The sequence below is a fragment of the Pseudomonas sp. R3-56 genome, assembly GCF_051132075.1.
In the GTDB taxonomy this organism is placed as follows: Bacteria; Pseudomonadota; Gammaproteobacteria; order Pseudomonadales; family Pseudomonadaceae; genus Aquipseudomonas.
The window spans coordinates 5,397,501-5,419,146 of record NZ_CP071657.1 but is presented as its reverse complement, the minus strand read 5'-3'; the positions used below and the strand labels follow the sequence as shown (position 1 = coordinate 5,419,146).

Below are 21,646 nucleotides of genomic sequence, written 5' to 3'. Positions count from 1 at the left end.
TCGTCTTAGCCTAACGTCGGTCTACCCAGTCGTCTTGCGACATAAGGCCAATCAATGCCGACTAACGGACACCAACAGCTCGAACGACGTATTCCGGACCTGACGGAGCTGCCTCGGCCGCTTTATGCCCGGGTCGAAAGTCTGAATGCCGGTTCGTGGACCCAGGCTCATCGCCACGATTGGGTGCAATTCTCCTACGCGATCAGTGGCGTGCTCGGCGTCCATACGGCCGAAGGCAGCTTCTTCGCGCCACCGCAATGGGGCATCTGGATCCCGGCCGACCTGGAGCATCAGGTCGTGACGTCCATGCGCGCGGAAATGCGCAGTCTTTACGTCCATCGCCAGGCGTGCCCGTGGGCCGAAGATCGTTGCCGGGTGCTCGAAGTTACACCGCTGGCGCGGGAGCTGATCAAAGTGTTCTGCCAGTTTCCCGCCGCTTACCCACAGGGCGAGACCCAGGAAACACGCTTGGTCCAAGTGCTGCTGGACCAATTGGCGGCGCTGCCGGAAGTGGGCTTTTCTCTGCCATTGCCCCGTCATGCTCGTTTGCTGGAACTGTGCAACGAATTGATCGAGCAACCCGAAGGCAGCGTGACCCTGCAAGCCTGGGCCGAGCGCCTGGGCACGTCGGAAAAAACCTTGATGCGCCTGTTCCAGCGTGAAACCGGCTTGAGCTTCCGTGCGTGGCGCCAGCGCATGCGCCTGTTGTCTTCCCTGGAATCGCTGGAACAGGGCGATAGCGTGACCAGCGCGGCCTTGTCCTGTGGGTATGATTCGACGTCCGCTTTCATTGCGGCATTCAAGGGACTGTTCGGTTTTACGCCGGGGGAACTGTTCAAGCGCTGACTCGTTTGGCTCTTGTCGCAACCGCTTGCTATTCACTGAGCAACCCCACGCCCGGTCTCGACTATGATTTGGCTCGGTTGTCCGACCCGGCACAGTGTGTGCATTCAGGGTTCATAGGTCGGACCCCCTCCCCGTGGAGGGAGGATTGCCGTATAACGACCTGTCATTCGCGTGTTTGGTAATAAAGGACCCAGAATAAAAGCTGATGAAGACTCCAAAACGCATTGAACCCCTGATCGAGGACGGTCTGGTCGACGAGGTGCTGCGCCCACTCATGAGTGGTAAAGAAGCAGCTGTTTATGTGGTGCGCTGCGGCAACGAGCTACGTTGCGCCAAAGTCTACAAGGAGGCGAACAAGCGAAGTTTTCGCCAGGCGGCCGAATACCAGGAAGGCCGCAAGGTGCGCAACAGCCGTCAGGCCCGGGCCATGGCTAAAGGCTCGAAGTTTGGCCGCAAGGAAACCGAAGACGCCTGGCAGAACGCTGAAGTGGCCGCGCTGTTCCGGCTGGCCAGCGCCGGCGTGCGGGTTCCGAAGCCGTATGACTTCCTCGAGGGCGTGCTGCTGATGGAATTGGTGGCCGACGAATACGGCGATGCGGCGCCGCGTCTCAACGACGTGGTGCTGGAGCCGGATCAGGCCCGCGAGTATCACGCTTTTCTGATTTCCCAGATCGTGTTGATGCTGTGTACCGGTCTGGTGCACGGCGACCTGTCGGAGTTCAACGTGCTGCTGACGCCGACGGGGCCGGTCATCATTGACCTGCCGCAAGCGGTGGACGCTGCCGGGAACAACCACGCCTTCAGCATGCTGGAGCGGGACGTCGGCAACATGGCGTCCTACTTCGGTCGGTTTGCCCCGGAGCTGAAACGCACCAAATACGCCAAGGAAATGTGGGCCCTGTATGAAGCAGGCACCCTGCACCCGGCGAGCGTGCTGACCGGTGAGTTCGACGAGCCGGAAGAACTGGCGGATGTCGGCGGGATCATGCGCGAAATCGAGGCCGCGCGCCTGGATGAAGAGCGCCGCCAGGCCGTACGCGCCGCTGACGATGCGCCACCCGGCAAGACCGAAGAGCCGCCTCCGCCGTGGATGCAGTAATCGGTTGACCTGAAACCCGGCCATGGCCGTAATGCGGTCCACAGTGATGGCCCTGTGGCGAGGGAGCTTGCTCCCGCTCGGCTGCGAAGCAGTCGTGAATCTGCGGGTACGGTGTATCTGATGCTCCGCATTTGGCAGGTTTTGGGGCCGCTTCGCGGCCCAGCGGGAGCAAGCTCCCTCGCCACGGGTTTGTCGGTGCCTTGAGTGAATCGCATCAGGCCGAGGCCGGGTTTTTGATGATCAGCTTGAATCCTTGTGGGAGCGAGCCTGCTCGCGAAAGCGGTGGATCAGCTTGCATCAATGCATTGGCCGCCGTCCTCGCGAGCAGGCTCGCTCCCACAGGAGGTACCAGGTCTACATCACCCCGACGCCAATTTCTTGAGGATCGGGCAGTCCGGGCGATGATCGCCCTGGCAGTGCTCCACCAAGTCCTGGAGCGTGTCGCGCAGTTCGGCCAGTTCACGGATTTTCTGGTTCAGTTCGTCGATATGCTGCCGGGCCAGGGCCTTTACGTCGGCGCTGGCGCGTTGACGGTCCTGCCACAAAGCCAGCAACTTGCCGACCTCTTCCAGGGAAAACCCCAGATCCCGGGAGCGCTTGATGAATGCCAATGTGTGCAAGTCATCGGCGCCATAGATCCGATAACCACTGTCCGTGCGATGGGCTGCCCTGAGCAGGCCGATGGATTCGTAGTACCTGATCATCTTTGCGCTGAGGCCGCTCTGGCGGGCTGCCTGGCCAATGTTCATCGCTTGTCCTCCAGATGCGCGGGTGTCCAGAACTTCAACAACAATGCATTGCTCACCACGCTGACGCTCGACAGCGCCATGGCTGCGCCGGCCAACACCGGGTTGAGCAAACCGAACGCCGCCAGCGGAATGCCGATCAGGTTATAGACGAACGCCCAGAACAGATTCTGACGGATTTTTGCGTAGGTCTTGCGGCTGATGTCCAGCGCCGCCGGTACCAGGCGCGGATCGCCGCGCATCAGGGTGATGCCGGCGGCCTGCATCGCCACGTCGGTGCCGCCGCCCATGGCAATGCCGATGTCCGCGGCGGCCAGGGCCGGAGCGTCGTTGATGCCATCGCCGACCATCGCCACCACCGAGTGGGCTTTCAGTTGTTGAACGATGGCGGACTTGTCGCCCGGCAACACTTCGGCGTGGACGTTGGCGATTCCCAATGCCTGGGCAACGACCCGAGCGCTGCCCCGGTTGTCGCCTGTGAGCAGGTGGCTGGCGATGTGACGTTGCTTCAAGGCCTCGACCGCCGCCAGAGCGCCGGGCTTGAGGGTGTCGCCGAAGGCGAACAGGCCCAGGACCCGAGGCGTTGCGCCTTGCTCGACGAGCCAGGAGAGGGTTCGGCCTTCGGTTTCCCAGGCTTGCGCCGACTCGGCCAGCGAACCGGGGGGCAGGCCCAGCTCTTCCAGCAGACGACGATTGCCCAGGGCCAGGCGGCGCCCGTCGAGGCTACCGGCGATGCCGCGACCGGTCAGGGACTGGCTATCGCTGGCATCCGCTACGCTCAGGCCGCGTTCGGCGCAAGCGTCCAGCACCGCTTTGGCCAGCGGGTGTTCGCTGCCGCGTTGCAAGGCGCCGGCCATGTTCAGCAGTGCGTCCTCATCACCGTCAAGCGCGGCCAGATGGGCGATGCGTGGCGTGCCGGACGTCAGGGTGCCGGTCTTGTCGAACACCACCGTGCCGACTTCATGGGCACGCTCCAGCGCCTCGGCATCCTTGATCAGAATGCCGTGGCGGGCGGCCACGCCAGTGCCGGCCATGATTGCCGTCGGCGTCGCCAGGCCCAGGGCACAGGGGCAGGCGATCACCAGCACGGCGACGGCGTTGATCAGCGCCGTCTCCAGCGGCGCACCGTAGAGCCACCAGCCCGACAACGTTGCGAGCGCCAGAAGCAACACGACCGGCACGAAGACCTGGCTGACCTTGTCCACCAGTTTCTGAATCGGCGCCTTGGCGGCCTGGGCGTCTTCCACCAGGCGAATGATGCGTGCCAGCACGGTCTCGGCCCCCAGGGCCCGGGTGCGCACCAGCAGGCGCCCTTCGCCATTGATCGCGCCGCCAGTGACCTGGTCACCGGGCTGCTTCGGCACGGGCAGGCTTTCCCCGCTGATCAACGCCTCGTCGGCGTGACTCTGGCCCTCGAGCACTTCACCGTCCACCGGGAAGCGCTCGCCGGGTTTGACCAGCACCAGATCATTCAAGCGCAGGGCACTGATGGCGACGTCCCGTTCCTGGCCGTCGACCACTTGAATCGCCCGCTCCGGTCGCAAGGCTTCGAGGGCGCGGATGGCGCTGGCGGTCTGTCGTTTGGCGCGGCTTTCCAGGTATTTGCCCAGCAGCACCAAGGCAATCACCACGGCCGACGCCTCGAAATACAGGTGCGGCATGCTCCCCGGTCGGGCCATCGCCCACTCATAGAGGCTCAAGCCATAGCCGGCGCTGGTGCCCAGGGCAACGAGCAGGTCCATGTTTCCGGCGCCGGCGCGGACGGCTTTGAACGCCGCGACGTAAAACCGCGCACCGAAGATGAATTGCACCGGCGTCGCCAGCGCGAATTGCGCCCAGGCCGGCAGCATCCAATGCACGCCGAACGGCTGCAACAGCATCGGCAATACCAGCGGGATCGACAGCAGAATCGCCAGCACCAGGGCTACGCGCTCGCGGCTCAGCTGATCGGCTTGGGTTTTTCGAGGCTGCTCGACTTGCCAGACACTGGCGTCGTAACCGGCGCGCTTGACTGCATCGATCAGGCTTTGCGGATCAACCTGCCCGAGCAATTCGAGGTGTGCTCGCTCATTGGCGAGATTGACACTGGCCCGGTTCACCCCGTCAACTTTCCCCAGCGCCCGTTCGACCCGGCCAACGCAAGAGGCGCAGGTCATGCCCTCGATACTCAACTCCAGGGTCTGGACGGGAACGCTGTAACCTGCCTGCTCGACTGCTTGCATCAACGCCGGCAGGCTTCCCTGCGGGGCCTGGATCCGCGCCTGTTCCGTTGCCAGGTTGACGCTGACGGCGCTAGCGCCGGCGACCTTGCTCAAGGCTCGCTCGACGCGCCCGGCACAGCTTGCGCAGGTCATGCCGGAAATCGGCAGATCGAAGGTGGTGGACTCGGACATCGGACAGGCTCCCTGTAGTGAGTGACTACAGGATCAACCTTGCCACGCAGGCAAGGTCAAGCACCAGTTCAAAAGCTTGGGTGGACCCTTGTGGGGTCAGTAACCGAGATCAGCCTGCTTGAGGTACATGCCCTCATGCGTCATGGCGATGCGGTACTTCAGGATGTCGCCGGCCTTGAGCGTGATGTTCTGCGAACCGGGGGCAAGCATGCCTGGGTTGCAGCCCGGCGCCTGGCCTGGCAGCAATTTCAGACGCAAGGAGAACTGCCCCGGCGGCAAATTGAATGAAGTGCTCTGCTCCTGGAACAGCCTGGCCGCGAGCTGGTCCTGAATGTAGATGCCGATTTCGCAGCTGGTCGACACTTCCAGGCGCTCGCGGGAAATGATCAGCACACCGAAATCTTCGCCGGCGGCCGATGCCTGGGGCACCAATGCAGAAAAACCGAGCATGCAAAACAGGCTGAACGCTGACCAGCGCATGGCTGAACCTCCGGTATTAAATCCTTGATGTGTGCAGCTTGGCCGAGCGCGCTGCCGAATGCCAGCCCGGCAGTTTCCGTCAGAACTTGACCTTGCCATGATGGCAAGCTTGAAACTGCGCACAACCTCAAACCAAGGAGTCATTTTCATGCAGATCTTCAATGTTCAAGGCATGTCCTGCGGTCATTGCGTAAAGGCCGTCACCCAGGCTCTTCAAGCCAAGGACCCAGACGCCGAGGTAAAGGTAGATCTGGGCGCCAAGACTGTTGAGGTCCAAAGCAAGTTGTCGTCCGATACCGTAATCGAGGCAATCAGGGAAGAGGGTTACGAAGCCAGTCTTGCTTGAAACTTTTCAATCGTTAGCGAGCTATCGGAATGTTCAAGAGCGCCAAGCCCGGCTAGACTGTCGGGCTGCCGACTGACGCCTGAGCTGGACGCCCGATGAACCTCCGCACCATTCTGATTCTTGGCGCCTTGAGCGCTTTTGGTCCCTTGGCGATCGATTTCTATCTGCCGGCCTTCCCGGCAATGGCGATCGCCTTTGGCACCGATGAAAACCATGTCCAGCTGACCCTGGCCGCCTACTTCCTCGGGCTGTCCCTCGGGCAACTGGCCTACGGGCCGGTGGCGGATCGCTTTGGACGACGTATCCCGCTGCTGACAGGCGTCGGCCTGTTCACCGTGGCATCGCTGGCCTGTGCCTATGCGCCCAGTCTCGAATGGCTGATTGGCGCTCGCTTCGTCCAGGCGTTGGGCGGCTGTGCCGGGATGGTGATCTCCCGGGCGGTAGTCAGCGACAAATGCGACGCGGTGGGCTCGGCCAAGGTGTTCTCGCAACTGATGCTGGTGATGGGCCTGGCGCCGATCCTGGCGCCGATGCTCGGCGGCTTGCTGGTGAACCTGTACGGTTGGCAATCGATTTTCATCGGCCTGACCTTGTTCAGCGCGCTCGCGGCGACGGCCGTCGCGTTGTGGCTCCCGGAGAGCTTGCCGGCCCACGTACCTCGGCAACCGTTATCGGGCGCGTTGCGTCAGTACGGTCGGCTTCTCACAGACTCGGTTTTCCTGGGGCACGCCCTGACGGGCGGCATCGCGATTGCCGGGATGTTTGCCTACATCGCCGGTTCGCCATTTGTCTTCATCAAGCTTTACGGCGTACCGGCCGAACACTTCGGCTGGTTGTTCGGTACCAACGCGGCGGGTTTCATTCTGGTGGCCCAGGTCAATGCCCGCTTGTTGTCCAGGCGAGGCCCGGCATTTTTGCTGGCTCGCGCCGTCTGGGTCTACTGGATAGCCGGGCTCAGTTTACTGGCTGTCAGCGCCTTGCAGCCGGAGCGTTTGTGGCCGTTACTGATCCCATTGTTCATCTGCATCGCCAGCCTTGGCTGCATCCTTCCCAATGCATCGGCCTGCGCCATGAACGGGCAGGGAGCCCGGGCCGGTAGCGCTTCGGCGATGCTGGGGTGCCTGCAGTTTTCCGTAGCCGCCGGGGCCGCCGCACTGGTGGCGGCGCTGCATGACGGCACGGCAGTGCCGATGGCGATAGTAATCAGCCTGTGCGGACTATTGGTGGTGGGTGCCGCGATGCTGACCCGTCGGCTGCAGAACGCCCGGGCGCTCGCTCAGGCGGGCCAGCAAAACTGAGTCAGCTGGCGGCACGTTGCTGATGTTCGGGAAATTGATGCGGCGCATGGATGCGCGCTTGCAAGGTCGCGGCGAAAGCCTGGGCTTCGGCTTCGGAGCGAAAGGTCACGACGTGCTGGTCAAGACGCACTTGCCATTGGGATTTTGCCACTTCTTTTATCAGGATCTTCATTGCTGACCTCCTCACGTAAAAGATTGCGTTGCAAAGGCCTCGAGTGTAGACCCGAATGCCAGCGCAGTTGTGACGACGGTCAATTGTCGGACTAACGGTGCAGTTGCCCCCAGCAGGATTGTTTGCAGGGCAACTGCCCGCTGCAGTCAGAAGCCCTCTAGCACGATCTTGCCCTTGGATTTGCCGCTTTCCAGCAACGCGTGAGCCCGGCGCAGGTTCTCGGCATTGATGGTGCCAAAGTGTTCGCCCACCGTGGTCTTCAACGTGCCGGCATCGATCAGTCGGGCCACGCGGTTGAGCAGCTTGTGTTGTTCAAGCATGTCGACGGTCTCGAACAGTGAACGGGTGTACATGAACTCCCAATGCAACGACAGGCTCTTGCGCTTGAGCTTGGTCACGTCCAGCGATTTGGGATCATCGATCAGTGCCAGTTTGCCTTGGGGCGCCAGGGCTTCGACCAGTTGGTCGAGGTGCTGATCAGTCTGCGTCAGGCTGGCGACGTGGGTCACTTGGGCCTGGCCCGCCTCCTTCAGTGCTTCGCTCAGCGGCTGGCTGTGATCCACGACAAGGTGGGCGCCAAGGCCTTGCACCCATTCCTGGGTCTGCGGCCGGGAAGCGCTGCCGATGACGTTCAGTCCGGTGAGTTGGCGGGCCAGTTGCGTCAGGATCGAACCCACACCCCCGGCGGCGCCGACGATCAGCAGGCTCTGGCCCAGATCGCTCTGGCCTTCCTTGATCTGCAATCGATCAAAGAGCAATTCCCAAGCGGTGATAGCGGTCAACGGCAATGCGGCCGCTTCGGCGAAACCGAGGGTTGTCGGCATATGACCGACGATGCGCTCATCGACAACGTGCAACTCGCTGTTGCCTCCGGCCCGGGCGATCGAACCGGCGTAGAACACCTTGTCTCCGGCCTTGAACAGCGTGACTTCGCTGCCTACGGCCTTGACCACGCCGGCCACGTCCCAACCCAGCACCTTGGCCGCGCCTGCTTCGGGCTGGACGTTCTGGCGGACCTTGGTGTCGACGGGGTTGACTGAAATGGCCTTGACCTCCACCAGCAGGTCTCGGGGACCCGCAACCGGTTCGGGCAGTTCGATGTCCTGCAGCGACTGCGGGTGGGTGATAGGCAGCGATTGGTAATACGCGATGGCTTTCATACAGCAGCTCCGTAAGGGGGTTCGATGAAGCCCATGTTTGGCTATTCAGACGCGAGATTAAAGCAGCTGGAGCGACAGGCTCTTTCAATGATTTTTTGATAATGGCCATAGTCGCGGATAAATAGAGACTTTTCCCTCACGAACAATCGCCTCCAAAGGTTTCCGGAGGACAGGCAACCGTGATCCGCGCGCTTATACTAGCGGCCGAGTGTATCGGCATGGCATCGAGCACGGCTGCAACCGGCCAGGAACCGGCCGGCACCTCATTACGGCTCAGTACGCCCAGAGCAGTAGACGAACGATTCAACAGGGAGTGAATACATGGAACATGCACCTTGCATCAGCCAGATCGCCACGCTGCTGGCCGACCCCAAGCGCAGCGCAATGATGTGGGCGTTGATGGACGGTACGGCCCGGCAAGCTGAAGAGTTGGCCTTGCTGGCCGGGCTTTCGCCATCCTCGGCCAATGCCCATCTGGGACGTCTGTCTGCCGGTGGCCTGGTGAAGGTCGAAATCCGTGGCCGCAAGCGGTTTTTTCGCCTGGCGGCACCCGAGATCGGCGCTGCCGTTGATGCATTGGCGAGCGCAACCCTGGCCAGCACGCCGCGACAGGTTCCGGAAGTCTTCAAGCGCAGCCTCATGCCAACCAGGACACCAACGGCGCCTGCCTCGTTGATGCGGGCCAGGCTTTGCGATGACCACCTGGGAGGCACACTGGCGGCGGACCTGTATCAGCGGCTGTTGGAAGCCGGATGGCTCGAACAGCTTGAGCATCGGGTGGTCGTCACGCATAAAGGTGCCAGCCAACTGGCTGGGCGAGGTCTGTTCATCCAGGCACTGGCTCATCGCGAGACTCGTATGGCCTGCGCCTGCCCCGACTGGAGCGAACGTCGTCCACATCTGGGAGGGGCGCTGGGGGCGGCATTGCTGCAATTGTTCATGCAGTCCGGCTGGCTCAGCCTGCCCAGCGACTCCAGGGCGTTGCAGGTAACCGCGCTCGGTCAACAGGAAATCCATCGATTCGCCAGGCAAGAGGTTCTGGAAATGGCGCTCTAGAGCGGTACGCAGGTCGTTATCAGCAATAGCCGCCCGTGAGGTTCGCGCACACTCGGTCCGGGGTTCTATCGGATGGGGGGAGCGCAATAGTGGACACTCACGTTTACAGTGCAGCGGAACGTCTTGAGCGGTTGCCCATGAGCGGCTATCACCGGGTCATCTTCATTATTATCGCGCTGGCTTTTTTCTTTGATTCCATGGATCTGGCCATGATGACGTTCCTGCTGGGCTCGATCAGAACCGAGTTCGGCTTGAGCGCCGCCCAGGCCGGTTTGCTGGCCAGTTCAAGCTTTTTCGGCATGGTGCTGGGCGCCTCGTTGTCGGGAATGCTTGCCGATCGCTTCGGACGCAAACCGGTGTTCCAGTGGAGCATCGTCTTGTGGGGGCTCGCCAGTTACCTGTGTTCCACCGCCCAGGACGTGGAGACGCTGACGCTGTTTCGCATCCTGTTGGGCGTCGGCATGGGCATGGAGTTTCCGATTGCCCAGTCGATGCTCTCGGAGCTGATACCGGCGAGGCAGCGCGGACGCTACATCGCCTTGATGGATGGCTTCTGGCCGCTGGGCTTCGTGGCGGCGGGGGTGCTGTCGTATTTCCTGCTGCCGCTGATCGGCTGGCGGGACATTTTCCTGGTGTTGGCGGTGCCCGCAGTGTTCGTCCTGGTGATTCGCTTCTTCATCCCCGAGTCGCCACGTTGGCTGGAGCAGGCGGGGCGGGGCGCCGAGGCGGATGCCGTACTCAAGCGGATCGAAGACAAGGTCCGGGCCTCGCTGGGTCGCCAGGACCTGCCCGAACCGATTCGCCTGCCGACGCTGTCGACGGCGCCCGGCAATTTCTTTTCGGCTCTGGCGCAGATCTGGTCACCGCTGTACCGCCAGCGCACGATGATGATCTGGAGCGTCTGGTTCTTTGCCTTGCTCGGCTTCTACGGGCTGACGTCCTGGCTCAGCGCGCTGCTGCAGCAGTCGGGGTTTGCGGTGACCCAGTCGGTTTATTACACGGTGCTGATTTCCCTCGGCGGGATTCCCGGTTTCCTGATGGCGGCCTGGCTGGTGGAGCGGTGGGGGCGTAAACCGGTGTGTGTCATCACGCTGCTGGGCGGCGGGGTCATGGCATTTCTTTATGGCCAGAGCGCGGTGTTTGGCGGGAACGTCACGCTGCTGATCAGCTCCGGGCTGCTGATGCAGTTTTTCCTGTTCGGCATGTGGGCAGTGCTCTACACCTACACCCCGGAACTGTATCCCACCTCGGCGCGAGCCACGGGGTCGGGCTTTGCCTCGGCGGTCGGTCGCATCGGTTCGCTGCTTGGACCGCTGGTGACCGGCTTGGTCTTTCCGATCACCGGGCAGGGCGGAGTGTTCGCCCTTGGCGCCCTGTGTTTTGCCGTGGCGGCGGGCGTGGTCTGGTTGTTTGGAATGGAGACGCGGGGCAAGACGCTGGAGGAGCTGAGCGAGGCGACGGTCGCTGACTAAATACAATCCCCTGTGGGAGCGAGCTTGCTCGCGATAGCGGTCCGACATTCAACATTGATGTCAACGGATAGACCGCCATCGCGAGCAAGCTCGCTCCCACAGGGCTGAACGCCAGTCTTAAGGTTTCACCAACCGCGCATCCAGGCTGTTCTGCGCCAACCGCCTGGCCTGGTCCTGGGTCATGCCCAGATGCGTGTGCAATGCGTGGAAGTTCTCGGTGACGTAGCCGCCGAAGTACGCCGGGTCATCGGAGTTCACCGTCACCTTCACGCCGCGTTCGAGCATGTCGAGGATGTTGTGCTGCGACATATCATCGAACACGCACAGCTTGGTGTTGGACAACGGGCAAACCGTCAAGGGGATCTGTTCGTCGATGATCCGCTGCATCAACCGCTCGTCTTCGATGGCTCGCACGCCGTGGTCGATGCGCTGGATTTTCAGCAGATCCAAGGCTTCCCAGATGTACTCGGGGGGGCCTTCTTCGCCAGCATGGGCGACGGTCAGGAAGCCTTCATTGCGCGCCCTGTCGAACACCCGCTGGAACTTGCTCGGCGGGTGGCCCATCTCCGAGCTGTCCAGGCCGACGGCCACGAACGCGTCGCGGAAGGGCAGCGCCTGGTCGAGGGTTTTTTCCGCCTGTTCTTCGCTCAGGTGACGCAGGAAGCTCAGGATCAGCCCGCTGGTGATGCCCAGTTGTTGCTCACCGTCCTTGAGGGCGGCGGCAATACCGTTGAGCACCACTTCGAATGGAATGCCCCGGTCGGTGTGGGTCTGCGGATCGAAGAACGGTTCGGTGTGAATCACGTTCTGTGCCTTGCAGCGCAGCAGGTAGGCCCAGGTCAGGTCGTAGAAATCCTGGGAAGTGCGCAGCACGTCGGCGCCCTGGTAATACAGGTCGAGAAACTCCTGCAGATTGTTGAAGGCATAGGCCTGGCGCAGGGTGTCCACGTCGTTCCAAGGCAGGGCAATCTTGTTGCGCTCGGCCAGGGCAAACAGCAGCTCGGGCTCCAGCGAGCCTTCCAGGTGCAAGTGCAGTTCAGCCTTGGGCAAGGCGTTAAGCCAGTCGTACATGGTTTTTTCTCATCAGCGAATCAATGGCGGCATTCTACAGGGGTGGACGCCGATGTCTGGTAAAACCTGACCGGCTGATCCACTAACCGCGCAAGCCTGAACGACAGCTACGGCACATCCGAAGGAAACGTTCCCGTCACGTCACAGTCTAGTAGCTCATGACCCGTCCATGGCGATAGGCCCACGATGCTGACGTTGATCAAGCAAGAAAAATTGCTGCTGCTGGCCCTGGTTGCCGCTTTTGTCGCCTACCCGCTGGAGCATTGGCTGCTGGGCAGCGGGCAGGTCGTGGCGTTGGTTGGCGGCCTGGTGCTGATCGGTTTCATCGTCGCGGCCTCCATGCGCGTGGCCCATCACGCCGAGTTGCTGGCGGAAAAGGTCGGCGATCCTTACGGCACGATGATCCTGACCTTGTCGGCGGTGCTGGTGGAAGTGGTGATCCTGGCGATCATGATGAGTAACGAGGCGTCGCCGACCCTGGTACGGGACACGATCTATTCGGCGGTGATGCTCGATATCAACGGCATTCTCGGGCTGGCGGCGCTGATGGGTGGGCTCAAGCACGGCGAGCAGGTCTATAACGACGATTCGGCGCGTACCTACAGCGTGATGATCCTCACCGCCATGGGCGTGTCGATGGTGGTGCCGGAGTTTATTCCGCAGGAAAACTGGAAGCATTATTCGGCATTCACCATCGGCGCGATGATCGTCTTGTATACCTTGTTCTTGCGCATGCAGGTGGGGCCACACAGCTATTTCTTCAGCTACAGCTACCCGGAAAAACGCCGCAGGAAAGAACCGGTGGAAGCCGAGCCGAAACCCATCAGCCTGGCGTTTTCCATCGGCGCACTGGTGTTCGGCGTGGTGGTCATCGGTGCGCTGGCCGAAGTCATGTCCAAGGCTATCGACCTCGGGCTGGAAGGCTCCGGCGCGCCGCCGGTGGTCACGGCAATTCTGGTGGCGGTCATCTCCGCTGCGCCGGAAATTCTCACCGCCCTGCGCGCAGCCTTGGCCAATCGCATGCAGTCGGTGGTGAACATCGCCTTGGGCGCGTCGCTGTCCACCGTGATCCTTACGGTGCCGGTGATGGAAGCCATGGCGCTTTACACCGGCCAGCCTTTCCAGATGGCGATGACCCCGGTGCAGACGGTGATGATCTTCATCACCCTGATCGTCAGCGCCATCAACCTCAATGATGGCGAAACCAACGCCATCGAAGGCATGACCCATTTTGTGCTGTTTGCCACGTTTATCATGTTGTCGTTGCTCGGTCTTTAAGCCTGTCACAGTCCTGTGGGAGCGAGCCTGCTCGCGATGAGGCCAGGTCAGTCAATATCAGTGCCGGATATGAAACCGCTATCGCGAGCAGGCTCGCTCCCACAGGTTTTCTGGTTGGGTCAGGTACCCGCGATCAGCTCCCGCGCCGCCTGGCTGTGGTCGGCAATCAAGCCCTTCAGGTCCAGCCCTTCGACCTGTCCATCGATCACTCTCCACTGACCCGCGACCATCACCCGGTCCGCCCGATCAGCACCGCACAGCAGCAGGGCCGAGATCGGATCGTGGCTGCCGGAAAAGCGCAACTCATCAAGCTTGAACATCGCCAGGTCGGCTTGTTTGCCCTCTGCCAGTTCGCCGATGTCGCTGCGCCCCAGCAATTGGGCCGAGCCCCGGGTCGCCCAGCCCAGCACCTTTTCCGGCGTGATCGCTTGCGCGCCATAGCGCAAGCGCTGGATGTATAGCGCCTGACGGGTTTCCAGCAGCATGTTCGACGCATCGTTGGACGCCGAGCCGTCTACCCCAAGGCCCAATGGCGCGCCGGCTGCGGTCAGTTCAAGCGTCGGACAAATGCCCGAGGCCAGGCGCATGTTCGAACTGGGGCAATGGCAGATGCCGGTTCCGGCGGCGCCGAGACGGGCGATTTCGTCAGGATTGAAATGAATGCCGTGGGCCAGCCAGGTACGTGGGCCCAGCCAGCCGACGCTGTCGAGGTAATCCACGGTGCGCAGGCCGAAGCGCTGCCGGCAGAAGTCCTCCTCGTCGAGGGTTTCGGCCAGGTGGGTATGCAAGCGTACGTCGAGCTTTTCCGCGAGCTCGGCGCTGGCGCGCATGATCTCGGGCGTGACCGAAAACGGCGAGCAAGGCGCCAGGGCAATCTGGATTTTCGCGCCGGCACCGCGCTCATGGTATTGAGCGATCAGTCGCTGGCTGTCGTCGAGAATCACCTGGCCCTGCTGCACGGTCTGCTGCGGCGGCAAGCCACCGTCGGCCTCGCCCAGGCTCATGGAACCACGGGTCAGCATTGCGCGCATGCCCAGCTCACCGACGCATTGCACCTGCACATCGATGGCGTTTTCCAGTCCTTCGGGAAACAGGTAGTGGTGGTCGGCCGCCGTGGTGCAACCCGACAACAGCAATTCGGTCAACGCGACTTTGCTCGCCAGCGCGAGTTTTTCCGGAGTCAGCCGCGCCCACACCGGATAGAGAGTCTTCAGCCATGGGAACAACGGCTCGCTTACGACGGGGGCCCAGGCGCGGGTCAGGGTCTGGTAGAAGTGATGATGGGTGTTGATCAGCCCCGGCAGGATCACATGTTCTCGAGCATCGAACACGGTGTCACAAGGCTGTGCGGGCTGTTGCCCGGCGCTGAGCAGCTCAACGATCACACCGTCCTGCAGGACGAGACCGCCACGGGCATCGAGGCCGTTGGCCGTGAAAATGGCGAGGGGATTTTTTAACCAGGTACGGGTCGCGGGCATGGTGGCCGGCTCCTCTGAAAGTGGGTTCAGGTTAGCCAGCTCAGTGATGCCCTGTCTGCTGATCCAGGGGCGCCTCGGAGGGCGCGGTTCGGAGTGTACTCAGGTTCCCGGACACATTTCCAGTGCCCGACAAAAGTCCTGCAAGATGGATGCTCCAGGGGTATGGGGGGGATTACCAGGGAATCGTCTCGCCTTTGTAATTGACGAAGTGATGCCCACCCTTGCCGGCAAAGGCATTGACCTGATCGATCAGCCCACGGGTGCTGGTCTCGACATCGATGGCCGCGCCTTCGCCGCCCATGTCGGTCTTTACCCAGCCCGGGTGCAGCGACAGGACGGTCAATGCCTGCTCGCCCAGCTGACTGACAAAACTGTTGGTCATGGAGTTGAGCGCGGCTTTGCTGGCCTTGTACAGCGCCAGTTCGGGGGCGTCGGGCATGGTCACGCTGCCCAGCACCGAGCTCATGAAGGCCAGCACGCCGCTGCCGTCGCGGATCTGCCCGACGAAGCGTTGGGCGAGGTTGATCGGTGCCACGGCATTGGTGAAGAACAGCTGACCGACCTCAGCCAGCGTTGCGCCGCCCGGGCTCTGGTTGTCGGGGCCTTTGACGCCGGCATTGACGAACAACAGGTCGAAGGTCTGGTCCCTGAGCTGCTGGCTCAAGGCGATGACGGCTTGCTGGTCGTCCATGTCGAGCTTTTCGATTCGAACCGGGCCCAGCGCCTTCAAGGCCTCGGCGTTCTGTGGGTTACGTACCGTGGCGGTCACGTTCCAGCCATCACCCAGAAGCGTCTTCACCAAGCCGAGGCCCAGTCCCCGAGAGGCGCCGATGATCAATGCGGTTTTTGCCGAATTCATGAATGCTTCCTTGAAAGAAAAGTCACGGAGTTAATGGACAACATTGCCCGGGCGGTTGTTTCAGCTTGCGGCACAACGTGTCGGGAGCGGTTATGCGGTTTCGATCAGGTTCAGGTCCTTATAATGTCTGGTTAAAAATGATCAGATGGCTGCAAGCCATGCTGTTCTTGGGGCCGCTGGAGCCATGAACGGGTTATCCACAGGTTGCTCCACAGTTATTGTGCGCAAGCCTGAAAGTCGGGCATAAGCCCTGTGCGGCTTTCTTCTAAAGGTGATAAAGCATCGCAACCATTTGTTTTTTGACGTATTCGCCGGATCGGCGAATTTTTGTATGAAAAACGAACAATGCTCGAAAACCCGCATGACAGAAGGGTTACAGCTGGATGCGCCCAGGTTATCCACAGGCAGGTGCACAGCGCATGTGGGCAAACCTGTGCTTTTTCATGAGGCTGCCGGGTGCTCAAGTCGTATCTGTCCGCGACTCAAGTCGGCCAGTCGCGTCTGCAGGCTCTCGATGTGTTCTTCACCGACTGCCAATTGAAGTTCCACGCCGTTGGCGGTGAAATCCTCGGCGAGGACCAGACCGCCGCATTCAGCTATCCGCAGTTTCACCAGGGCCAGCTCGGCGAAACCGCACAGGCAACGCAGCGCTACGCGGCTGATCAATTCGACCTTCTCGGCGGTTTGCAGGCATTTGTTCGCACCGCCGCCATAGGCGCGGGCCAAACCGCCGGTACCCAGCTGGATTCCGCCGTACCAGCGTATGACCAGCACCACCACCTGATCGCAATCCTGGGCCTGGATGGCCGCGAGGATCGGGCGCCCGGCGGTGCCGCCCGGCTCGCCATCGTCGCTGCTGCGATATTGGTCGCCCAGTTTCCATGCCCAGCAATTATGCGTGGCGTCCAGGTCGCTGTGCCGCTCTATAAAGGCCTGGGCCTCGGCGGGGCTGGTGATGGGGGCGGCGAAGGTGATGAAACGGCTTTTGCGGATTTCTTCACGGTATTCGCAAAAGCCGGCAAGGGTATAAGGCATGGAGTCCTAGAGGTCTGGTGTCAGGCCGCAGCCTTTGAGAATGATGCGGATGAGATTGTCGCCGGCGTCGATCATGTCTTGCCTGGTCAATTTGCTACGCCCGGTCACGCGGCAGATCTGGGTGGCGAAATCGGCGTAATGCTGGGTGCTGCCCCACAGCAGAAAAATCAGGTGAACCGGATCGACCGGGTCCATTTTGCCCGCATCGATCCAGGCCTGGAACACGGCCGCGCGGCCCTTGAACCAGGCGCGATAGTCCTGGTTGAAATACTCGCTCAGGCATTCGCCGCCGCTGATCACTTCCATGGCAAAAATGCGCGATGCCTGGGGCTGGCGCCGTGAGAATTCCATCTTGGCGCGGATGTAGCGGGTCAATGCCTGCGCTGGATCGTCCTCGGCGGTCAGAGAGTTGAAAGTGCTGTCCCACAATTCGATGATGTTGCTCAGCACGGCAACGTAGAGCCCGAGCTTGTTGGTGAAGTAATAATGCAGGTTCGCCTTGGGCAATCCCGCCTTCAGGGCGATGGCGTTCATGCTGGTGCCCTTGAAGCCGTGGCGGGCGAACTCATCCTCGGCGGCCCTGAGGATGGTTTCCTCGTTTTTCTGACGAATACGGCCGGTAGGCTTGCCACCATGGGCAGGAACTTCAAAGGTCATGGACGTTTCCGGGCTGGGTCTGTGGGGGCGGGCAAGTGCGTTCATAGCGCACCGGCGCGGATCCGACAAGTGCTGCTGCCATAAAAGCCGTGTACTGCAAAAATGTCAGCGGGTTGCCGCCAGGTTTTCGAGAAAACTTTCCAGCACCAGGTGCGGGCGGCGACCCTTGCGTGTGACCGACGCCAGGCTCAGATCATAAAAACGTGCCAAGGGCTTGAGGGCTCGCAGCCGTCCTTGCTGAACCCATAGATTGGCGTAGTGATCCGGCAGATAACCAATGTAACGTCCGGTGAGGATCAGGAACGCCATGCCTTCGCGATCCGAGGCGCTGGCGGTGCAGTTGAGTGCCTGGTAGTGAGCCTGGATCTCGGCGGGCAGGCGAAAGGTTGGCGCGATAGCGTCCTGGCTGTTGAGCCGAGCGTCTTCGAGCTGTTGGTCGTCCACATAAAACAGCGGATGACCTACTGCGCAATAGAGCAGCGAGCGTTCACTGTAGAGCGGTTGGTATTCGAGTCCGGAAAGGGCGCTGGCCTGGGGCACTACGCCGACATGCAGGCGCCCGTCGAGCACGCCTTGTTCGACTTCGTTGGGAGCGATCATGCGAATCTGGATCTGCACGTCCGGCCCGCGTTCTTTCAACTGGGCCAAGGCGTGAGTGATCCGCATGTGGGGCAGGGTGACAAGATTGTCCGTCAGGCCGATGGTCAATTCACCGCGCAAATGCTGGTGCAGGCCGTTGACCTCGGTGCGAAAGCTCTCCAGCGCGCTCAATAACTGCAATGCCGATTGATAGACTTCCCGCCCTTCCTCCGTCAGTGAAAAGCCCGCGCGTCCACGCTGGCACAGACGCAGGCCCAGACGCTGCTCCAGATCGTTCATCTGCTGGCTGATAGCCGAGCGGCCGATGCCAAGCACGGTTTCCGCTGCCGAAAATCCGCCGCATTCCACTACGCTGCGGAAAATGCGCAGCAAGCGGATATCGAAGTCGCTGACTTGGGCCAGTGGATCGGGACGACGAGCGCTCATAGTTTAGTGATTCGCTGACTGAAGATTAGAAAAGCTGGATTTCACCGACTTTATCGTCGTGGCAACGTAGCCGCAAGAACGCCTTGGCTTCATGCCGCTCATACCTTGCGAGGTTTTGTCGATGAACATGCCCGAACACGCTGTTGGTTCCCTGGCCGGCCAGCTCAAGCTGGATGCCCACTGGATGCCCTACACGGCCAATCGTAACTTCCAACGCGATCCCCGCTTGATCGTCGCCGCCGAGGGTAGCTGGCTGACGGATGACAAGGGGCGCAAGGTCTACGATTCGTTGTCGGGCTTGTGGACCTGTGGCGCCGGGCACACTCGCAAGGAAATCCAGGAGGCGGTCGCCAGGCAATTGGGCACCCTCGATTATTCCCCGGGATTCCAGTACGGCCATCCGCTGTCGTTCCAGCTGGCGGAAAAGATCACCAGCCTGACCCCGGGCAACCTCAACCATGTGTTCTTCACCGACTCCGGTTCCGAGTGCGCCGATACCGCAGTGAAGATGGTCCGTGCCTACTGGCGCCTCAAGGGGCAGGCCACCAAGACCAAGATGATCGGCCGTGCCCGTGGTTATCACGGCGTGAACATCGCCGGCACCAGCCTGGGCGGTGTCAGTGGCAACCGTAAATTGTTCGGCCAGGCCATGATGGACGTTGATCATCTGCCCCACACCTTGCTGGCCAGCAATGCCTATTCCCGTGGCATGCCGAAGGAAGGTGGCATCGCTCTGGCCGATGAGCTGCTGAAATTGATCGAGCTGCACGACGCTTCCAACATTGCGGCCGTATTTGTCGAGCCGATGGCCGGATCCGCCGGGGTCCTGGTCCCGCCTGAGGGTTATCTCAAGCGTCTGCGGCAGATCTGCGACCAGCACAACATCCTGCTGGTGTTTGACGAAGTCATTACCGGTTTCGGTCGCACCGGTTCGATGTTCGGCGCTGATAGCTTTGGCGTGGTTCCGGACCTGATGTGCATCGCCAAGCAGGTCACCAACGGCGCCATCCCCATGGGCGCGGTGATTGCCAGTTCGGAAATCTACCAGACGTTCATGAACCAGCCGACGCCCGAATACGCGGTGGAGTTCCCCCACGGCTATACCTATTCGGCGCACCCGGTGGCCTGTGCGGCTGGCCTGGCGGCACTGGATCTGTTGCAGAAGGAAAACCTGGTGCAAAGCGTGGCCGAGGTCGCGCCGCATTTCGAGAATGCCTTGCATGGTTTGAAAGGCTCGAAGAACGTGCTCGACATTCGCAACTTCGGCCTGGCCGGGGCGATCCAGATTGCCCCGCGCGACGGCGACGCCATCGTGCGTCCGTTCGAGGCCGGGATGGCCCTGTGGAAAGCCGGGTTCTATGTGCGATTCGGCGGCGACACCCTGCAGTTCGGGCCAACGTTCAACAGCAAGCCGCAGGATCTGGATCGTCTGTTCGATGCGGTCGGTGACGTGCTGAATAAAATCGACTGATTTCTTTCTTATATAGAGACGCTCGTTCAAGAGCGTCTGGCGAGCGAATTGTCTGGAGTCCCCATGAGCCTCATCCCGCATCTGATCAATGGCGAATTGCTGAGCGACAGCGCACGCACAGCCGACGTCTTCAACCCATCCACCGGGCAAGCAATTCACAAGGTCCCGCTGGCGGATCGCGCAACTGTCCAGCAGGCCATCGATGCCGCCAAGGCGGCTTTCCCGGCCTGGCGCAATACGCCGCCGGCCAAGCGTGCCCAGGTGATGTTTCGTTTCAAGCAGTTGCTGGAGCAGAACGAGTCGCGCATTGCCCAGTTGATCAGCGAAGAACATGGCAAGACCCTCGAAGACGCCGCCGGTGAGCTCAAACGCGGTATCGAAAACGTCGAGTTTGCCTGTGCGGCGCCGGAAATACTGAAGGGCGAATACAGCCGTAACGTAGGACCGAACATCGACGCCTGGTCAGACTTTCAACCGTTGGGCGTGGTGGCAGGCATCACACCGTTCAACTTCCCGGCGATGGTGCCGCTGTGGATGTATCCGCTGGCGATCGTCTGCGGTAACTGCTTCATCCTCAAGCCATCCGAGCGTGACCCGAGTTCGACGCTGCTGATCGCCCAGTTGCTGCTGGAAGCCGGTCTGCCCAAAGGGGTGTTGAGTGTGGTCCATGGCGACAAGGCAGCCGTGGATGCGCTGATCGAAGCGCCGGAAGTGAAGGCGCTGAGTTTTGTTGGCTCGACGCCGATTGCCGAGTACATCTATGCCGAAGGTACTCGTCGCGGCAAGCGCGTTCAGGCGCTAGGCGGTGCCAAGAACCATGCGGTGTTGATGCCGGATGCCGACCTGGACAATGCCGTCAGCGCGCTGATGGGCGCAGCTTACGGTTCATGCGGTGAGCGTTGCATGGCGATTTCGGTGGCGGTATGTGTCGGCGATCAGGTGGCGGATGCGCTGGTGGCCAAGTTGGTGCCGCAGATCCAGGCACTGAAGATCGGTGCCGGTACGTCTTGCGGTCTGGACATGGGGCCGTTGGTGACCGGGCAGCATCGGGACAAAGTCAGCGGTTATATAGAAGAGGGTGTGGCGGCAGGCGCCTCGCTGATTGTCGATGGTCGCGGCTTGAGTGTGTCTGGGCATGAAGAAGGGTTTTTCCTGGGCGGTTGCCTGTTTGATCGCGTAACGCCCGAGATGCGTATCTATAAGGAGGAAATCTTCGGGCCGGTGCTGTGTATCGTCCGGGTCAACAGCCTGGAAGAGGCGATGCAACTGATCAATGATCACGAGTATGGCAACGGTACTTGTATCTTTACCCGGGACGGGGAGGCGGCACGGTTGTTCTGCGATGAGATCGAAGTCGGGATGGTCGGTGTAAACGTTCCATTGCCAGTGCCTGTTGCCTATCACAGCTTTGGCGGTTGGAAGCGTTCATTGTTTGGCGACCTGCATGCCTACGGTCCGGACGGGGTGCGTTTTTATACCCGTCGCAAGGCCATTACCCAGCGCTGGCCGCAGCGTGCCAGCCACGAGGCTTCGCAGTTCGCATTCCCCAGCCTGTAATCGGCGTAATACAAAGGCCGGTGCCCTTGGGCACCGGCCTTTGTATTACAGGGCTTTTTGACCGATATGACAGAATTGTGAAAATAACGGTTGACGGCAAATTCTGGATGTCTATAATTCGCCCCACTTCCGGCGCAGTCGAAACG

At 61.2% G+C, this 21,646-nt stretch carries 20 protein-coding genes; 9 read left to right on the top strand and 11 right to left on the bottom strand.

All coding sequences use genetic code 11. The annotated features are described in order from the left end of the window. The first annotated feature begins 54 nt into the window (after positions 1-54). Both J3P96_RS24625 and J3P96_RS24620 read left to right on the top strand, forming a co-directional pair. The gene (locus tag J3P96_RS24625; RefSeq protein ID WP_434569921.1) at positions 55-846 is read left to right on the top strand and encodes an AraC family transcriptional regulator; all 792 of its coding nucleotides are present in this window, start codon (positions 55-57) and stop codon (positions 844-846) included. 205 nt (positions 847-1,051) lie between these two features. Continuing rightward, entirely contained in the window at positions 1,052-1,945 is an 894-nt protein-coding gene (locus tag J3P96_RS24620; RefSeq protein WP_072410317.1) for a PA4780 family RIO1-like protein kinase, read from the top strand. Positions 1,946-2,304: 359 nt separating this feature from the next. Here the strand turns inward: J3P96_RS24620 and cueR are convergent, their stop codons facing one another. The 3 genes from cueR to J3P96_RS24605 all read right to left on the bottom strand — a co-directional run bounded on the left by cueR (position 2,305) and on the right by J3P96_RS24605 (position 5,564). Beyond that, on the bottom strand, positions 2,305-2,694 hold the full coding sequence (cueR, locus tag J3P96_RS24615) for a Cu(I)-responsive transcriptional regulator (protein ID WP_434653764.1): 390 nt from the start codon (positions 2,692-2,694) through the stop codon (positions 2,305-2,307). Continuing rightward, the gene (locus tag J3P96_RS24610; RefSeq protein ID WP_434653763.1) at positions 2,691-5,084 is read right to left on the bottom strand and encodes a heavy metal translocating P-type ATPase; all 2,394 of its coding nucleotides are present in this window, start codon (positions 5,082-5,084) and stop codon (positions 2,691-2,693) included. The genes cueR and J3P96_RS24610 overlap by 4 nt, the downstream gene beginning before the upstream one ends. A gap of 96 nt (positions 5,085-5,180) precedes the next feature. Then, positions 5,181-5,564 (bottom strand): hypothetical protein, encoded by a 384-nt coding sequence (locus J3P96_RS24605; RefSeq protein WP_434569918.1) that lies wholly within the window; start codon positions 5,562-5,564, stop codon positions 5,181-5,183. A 148-nt stretch (positions 5,565-5,712) separates the two neighbouring features. Between J3P96_RS24605 and J3P96_RS24600 the strand changes: the two genes are divergently transcribed. Beyond that, positions 5,713-5,910 carry a heavy-metal-associated domain-containing protein gene (locus J3P96_RS24600; RefSeq protein ID WP_434569917.1) on the top strand — a complete coding sequence of 66 codons (198 nt, stop codon included), beginning with the start codon at positions 5,713-5,715 and terminating at the stop codon, positions 5,908-5,910. A gap of 95 nt (positions 5,911-6,005) precedes the next feature. Further along, on the top strand, positions 6,006-7,208 hold the full coding sequence (locus tag J3P96_RS24595) for a multidrug effflux MFS transporter (protein WP_434653762.1): 1,203 nt from the start codon (positions 6,006-6,008) through the stop codon (positions 7,206-7,208). Position 7,209: 1 nt separating this feature from the next. Here J3P96_RS24595 and J3P96_RS24590 read toward each other — a convergent pair whose 3' ends face one another. Continuing rightward, positions 7,210-7,380, bottom strand: coding sequence for a hypothetical protein (locus J3P96_RS24590; RefSeq protein WP_305497035.1), 171 nt, complete (start codon positions 7,378-7,380; stop codon positions 7,210-7,212). A 146-nt stretch (positions 7,381-7,526) separates the two neighbouring features. Then, entirely contained in the window at positions 7,527-8,540 is a 1,014-nt protein-coding gene (locus tag J3P96_RS24585) for a zinc-binding alcohol dehydrogenase family protein (RefSeq protein ID WP_434653761.1), read from the bottom strand. A gap of 321 nt (positions 8,541-8,861) precedes the next feature. Here J3P96_RS24585 and J3P96_RS24580 point away from each other — a divergent pair, with 321 nt between their 5' ends. Further along, entirely contained in the window at positions 8,862-9,596 is a 735-nt protein-coding gene (locus J3P96_RS24580; protein ID WP_434653760.1) for an ArsR/SmtB family transcription factor, read from the top strand. A gap of 137 nt (positions 9,597-9,733) precedes the next feature. Continuing rightward, a complete protein-coding gene (locus J3P96_RS24575; protein ID WP_434658323.1) occupies positions 9,734-11,068 on the top strand; it encodes an MFS transporter in 1,335 nt (444 codons plus the stop codon). A 117-nt stretch (positions 11,069-11,185) separates the two neighbouring features. Here J3P96_RS24575 and J3P96_RS24570 read toward each other — a convergent pair whose 3' ends face one another. After that, the gene (locus tag J3P96_RS24570) at positions 11,186-12,139 is read right to left on the bottom strand and encodes an adenosine deaminase (RefSeq protein ID WP_434626287.1); all 954 of its coding nucleotides are present in this window, start codon (positions 12,137-12,139) and stop codon (positions 11,186-11,188) included. Positions 12,140-12,325: 186 nt separating this feature from the next. Between J3P96_RS24570 and J3P96_RS24565 the strand changes: the two genes are divergently transcribed. Next, positions 12,326-13,417 carry a calcium:proton antiporter gene (locus J3P96_RS24565; protein WP_434653759.1) on the top strand — a complete coding sequence of 364 codons (1,092 nt, stop codon included), beginning with the start codon at positions 12,326-12,328 and terminating at the stop codon, positions 13,415-13,417. Between the two features lie 119 nt (positions 13,418-13,536). Here the strand turns inward: J3P96_RS24565 and J3P96_RS24560 are convergent, their stop codons facing one another. The 5 genes from J3P96_RS24560 to J3P96_RS24540 form a co-directional block, all read right to left on the bottom strand. After that, positions 13,537-14,895, bottom strand: a complete 1,359-nt coding sequence (locus J3P96_RS24560; protein WP_434653758.1) for an 8-oxoguanine deaminase — start codon at positions 14,893-14,895, stop codon at positions 13,537-13,539. Positions 14,896-15,067: 172 nt separating this feature from the next. After that, positions 15,068-15,754: an SDR family oxidoreductase gene (locus J3P96_RS24555; protein WP_434602725.1), complete on the bottom strand. Its 687-nt coding sequence runs from the start codon at positions 15,752-15,754 to the stop codon at positions 15,068-15,070. Positions 15,755-16,195: 441 nt separating this feature from the next. Then, positions 16,196-16,789 (bottom strand): IMPACT family protein, encoded by a 594-nt coding sequence (locus J3P96_RS24550; RefSeq protein WP_434653757.1) that lies wholly within the window; start codon positions 16,787-16,789, stop codon positions 16,196-16,198. Between the two features lie 6 nt (positions 16,790-16,795). Beyond that, the gene (locus J3P96_RS24545; RefSeq protein WP_305497021.1) at positions 16,796-17,446 is read right to left on the bottom strand and encodes a TetR/AcrR family transcriptional regulator; all 651 of its coding nucleotides are present in this window, start codon (positions 17,444-17,446) and stop codon (positions 16,796-16,798) included. A gap of 105 nt (positions 17,447-17,551) precedes the next feature. Further along, positions 17,552-18,472, bottom strand: coding sequence for a LysR family transcriptional regulator (locus J3P96_RS24540; protein WP_434602727.1), 921 nt, complete (start codon positions 18,470-18,472; stop codon positions 17,552-17,554). Between the two features lie 121 nt (positions 18,473-18,593). Between J3P96_RS24540 and J3P96_RS24535 the strand changes: the two genes are divergently transcribed. Then, positions 18,594-19,943 carry an aspartate aminotransferase family protein gene (locus J3P96_RS24535; RefSeq protein ID WP_434653756.1) on the top strand — a complete coding sequence of 450 codons (1,350 nt, stop codon included), beginning with the start codon at positions 18,594-18,596 and terminating at the stop codon, positions 19,941-19,943. A gap of 63 nt (positions 19,944-20,006) precedes the next feature. Beyond that, positions 20,007-21,500, top strand: coding sequence for a CoA-acylating methylmalonate-semialdehyde dehydrogenase (locus tag J3P96_RS24530; RefSeq protein ID WP_434653755.1), 1,494 nt, complete (start codon positions 20,007-20,009; stop codon positions 21,498-21,500). The last annotated feature ends 146 nt before the right edge of the window (positions 21,501-21,646 follow it).

Coding starts and splice junctions, on each gene's coding strand:
- J3P96_RS24530 (WP_434653755.1), top strand. CDS start 20,007: ATGAGCCTCATCCCGCATCTGATCAATGGCGAATTGCTGAGCGACAGC.
- J3P96_RS24600 (WP_434569917.1), top strand. CDS start 5,713: ATGCAGATCTTCAATGTTCAAGGCATGTCCTGCGGTCATTGCGTAAAG.
- J3P96_RS24535 (WP_434653756.1), top strand. CDS start 18,594: ATGAACATGCCCGAACACGCTGTTGGTTCCCTGGCCGGCCAGCTCAAG.
- J3P96_RS24565 (WP_434653759.1), top strand. CDS start 12,326: ATGCTGACGTTGATCAAGCAAGAAAAATTGCTGCTGCTGGCCCTGGTT.
- J3P96_RS24605 (WP_434569918.1), bottom strand. CDS start 5,564: ATGCGCTGGTCAGCGTTCAGCCTGTTTTGCATGCTCGGTTTTTCTGCA.
- J3P96_RS24610 (WP_434653763.1), bottom strand. CDS start 5,084: ATGTCCGAGTCCACCACCTTCGATCTGCCGATTTCCGGCATGACCTGC.
- J3P96_RS24540 (WP_434602727.1), bottom strand. CDS start 18,472: ATGAGCGCTCGTCGTCCCGATCCACTGGCCCAAGTCAGCGACTTCGAT.
- J3P96_RS24570 (WP_434626287.1), bottom strand. CDS start 12,139: ATGTACGACTGGCTTAACGCCTTGCCCAAGGCTGAACTGCACTTGCAC.
- J3P96_RS24625 (WP_434569921.1), top strand. CDS start 55: ATGCCGACTAACGGACACCAACAGCTCGAACGACGTATTCCGGACCTG.
- J3P96_RS24560 (WP_434653758.1), bottom strand. CDS start 14,895: ATGCCCGCGACCCGTACCTGGTTAAAAAATCCCCTCGCCATTTTCACG.
- J3P96_RS24580 (WP_434653760.1), top strand. CDS start 8,862: ATGGAACATGCACCTTGCATCAGCCAGATCGCCACGCTGCTGGCCGAC.
- J3P96_RS24575 (WP_434658323.1), top strand. CDS start 9,734: ATGAGCGGCTATCACCGGGTCATCTTCATTATTATCGCGCTGGCTTTT.
- J3P96_RS24550 (WP_434653757.1), bottom strand. CDS start 16,789: ATGCCTTATACCCTTGCCGGCTTTTGCGAATACCGTGAAGAAATCCGC.
- J3P96_RS24585 (WP_434653761.1), bottom strand. CDS start 8,540: ATGAAAGCCATCGCGTATTACCAATCGCTGCCTATCACCCACCCGCAG.
- J3P96_RS24595 (WP_434653762.1), top strand. CDS start 6,006: ATGAACCTCCGCACCATTCTGATTCTTGGCGCCTTGAGCGCTTTTGGT.
- J3P96_RS24555 (WP_434602725.1), bottom strand. CDS start 15,754: ATGAATTCGGCAAAAACCGCATTGATCATCGGCGCCTCTCGGGGACTG.
- J3P96_RS24590 (WP_305497035.1), bottom strand. CDS start 7,380: ATGAAGATCCTGATAAAAGAAGTGGCAAAATCCCAATGGCAAGTGCGT.
- cueR (WP_434653764.1), bottom strand. CDS start 2,694: ATGAACATTGGCCAGGCAGCCCGCCAGAGCGGCCTCAGCGCAAAGATG.
- J3P96_RS24620 (WP_072410317.1), top strand. CDS start 1,052: ATGAAGACTCCAAAACGCATTGAACCCCTGATCGAGGACGGTCTGGTC.
- J3P96_RS24545 (WP_305497021.1), bottom strand. CDS start 17,446: ATGACCTTTGAAGTTCCTGCCCATGGTGGCAAGCCTACCGGCCGTATT.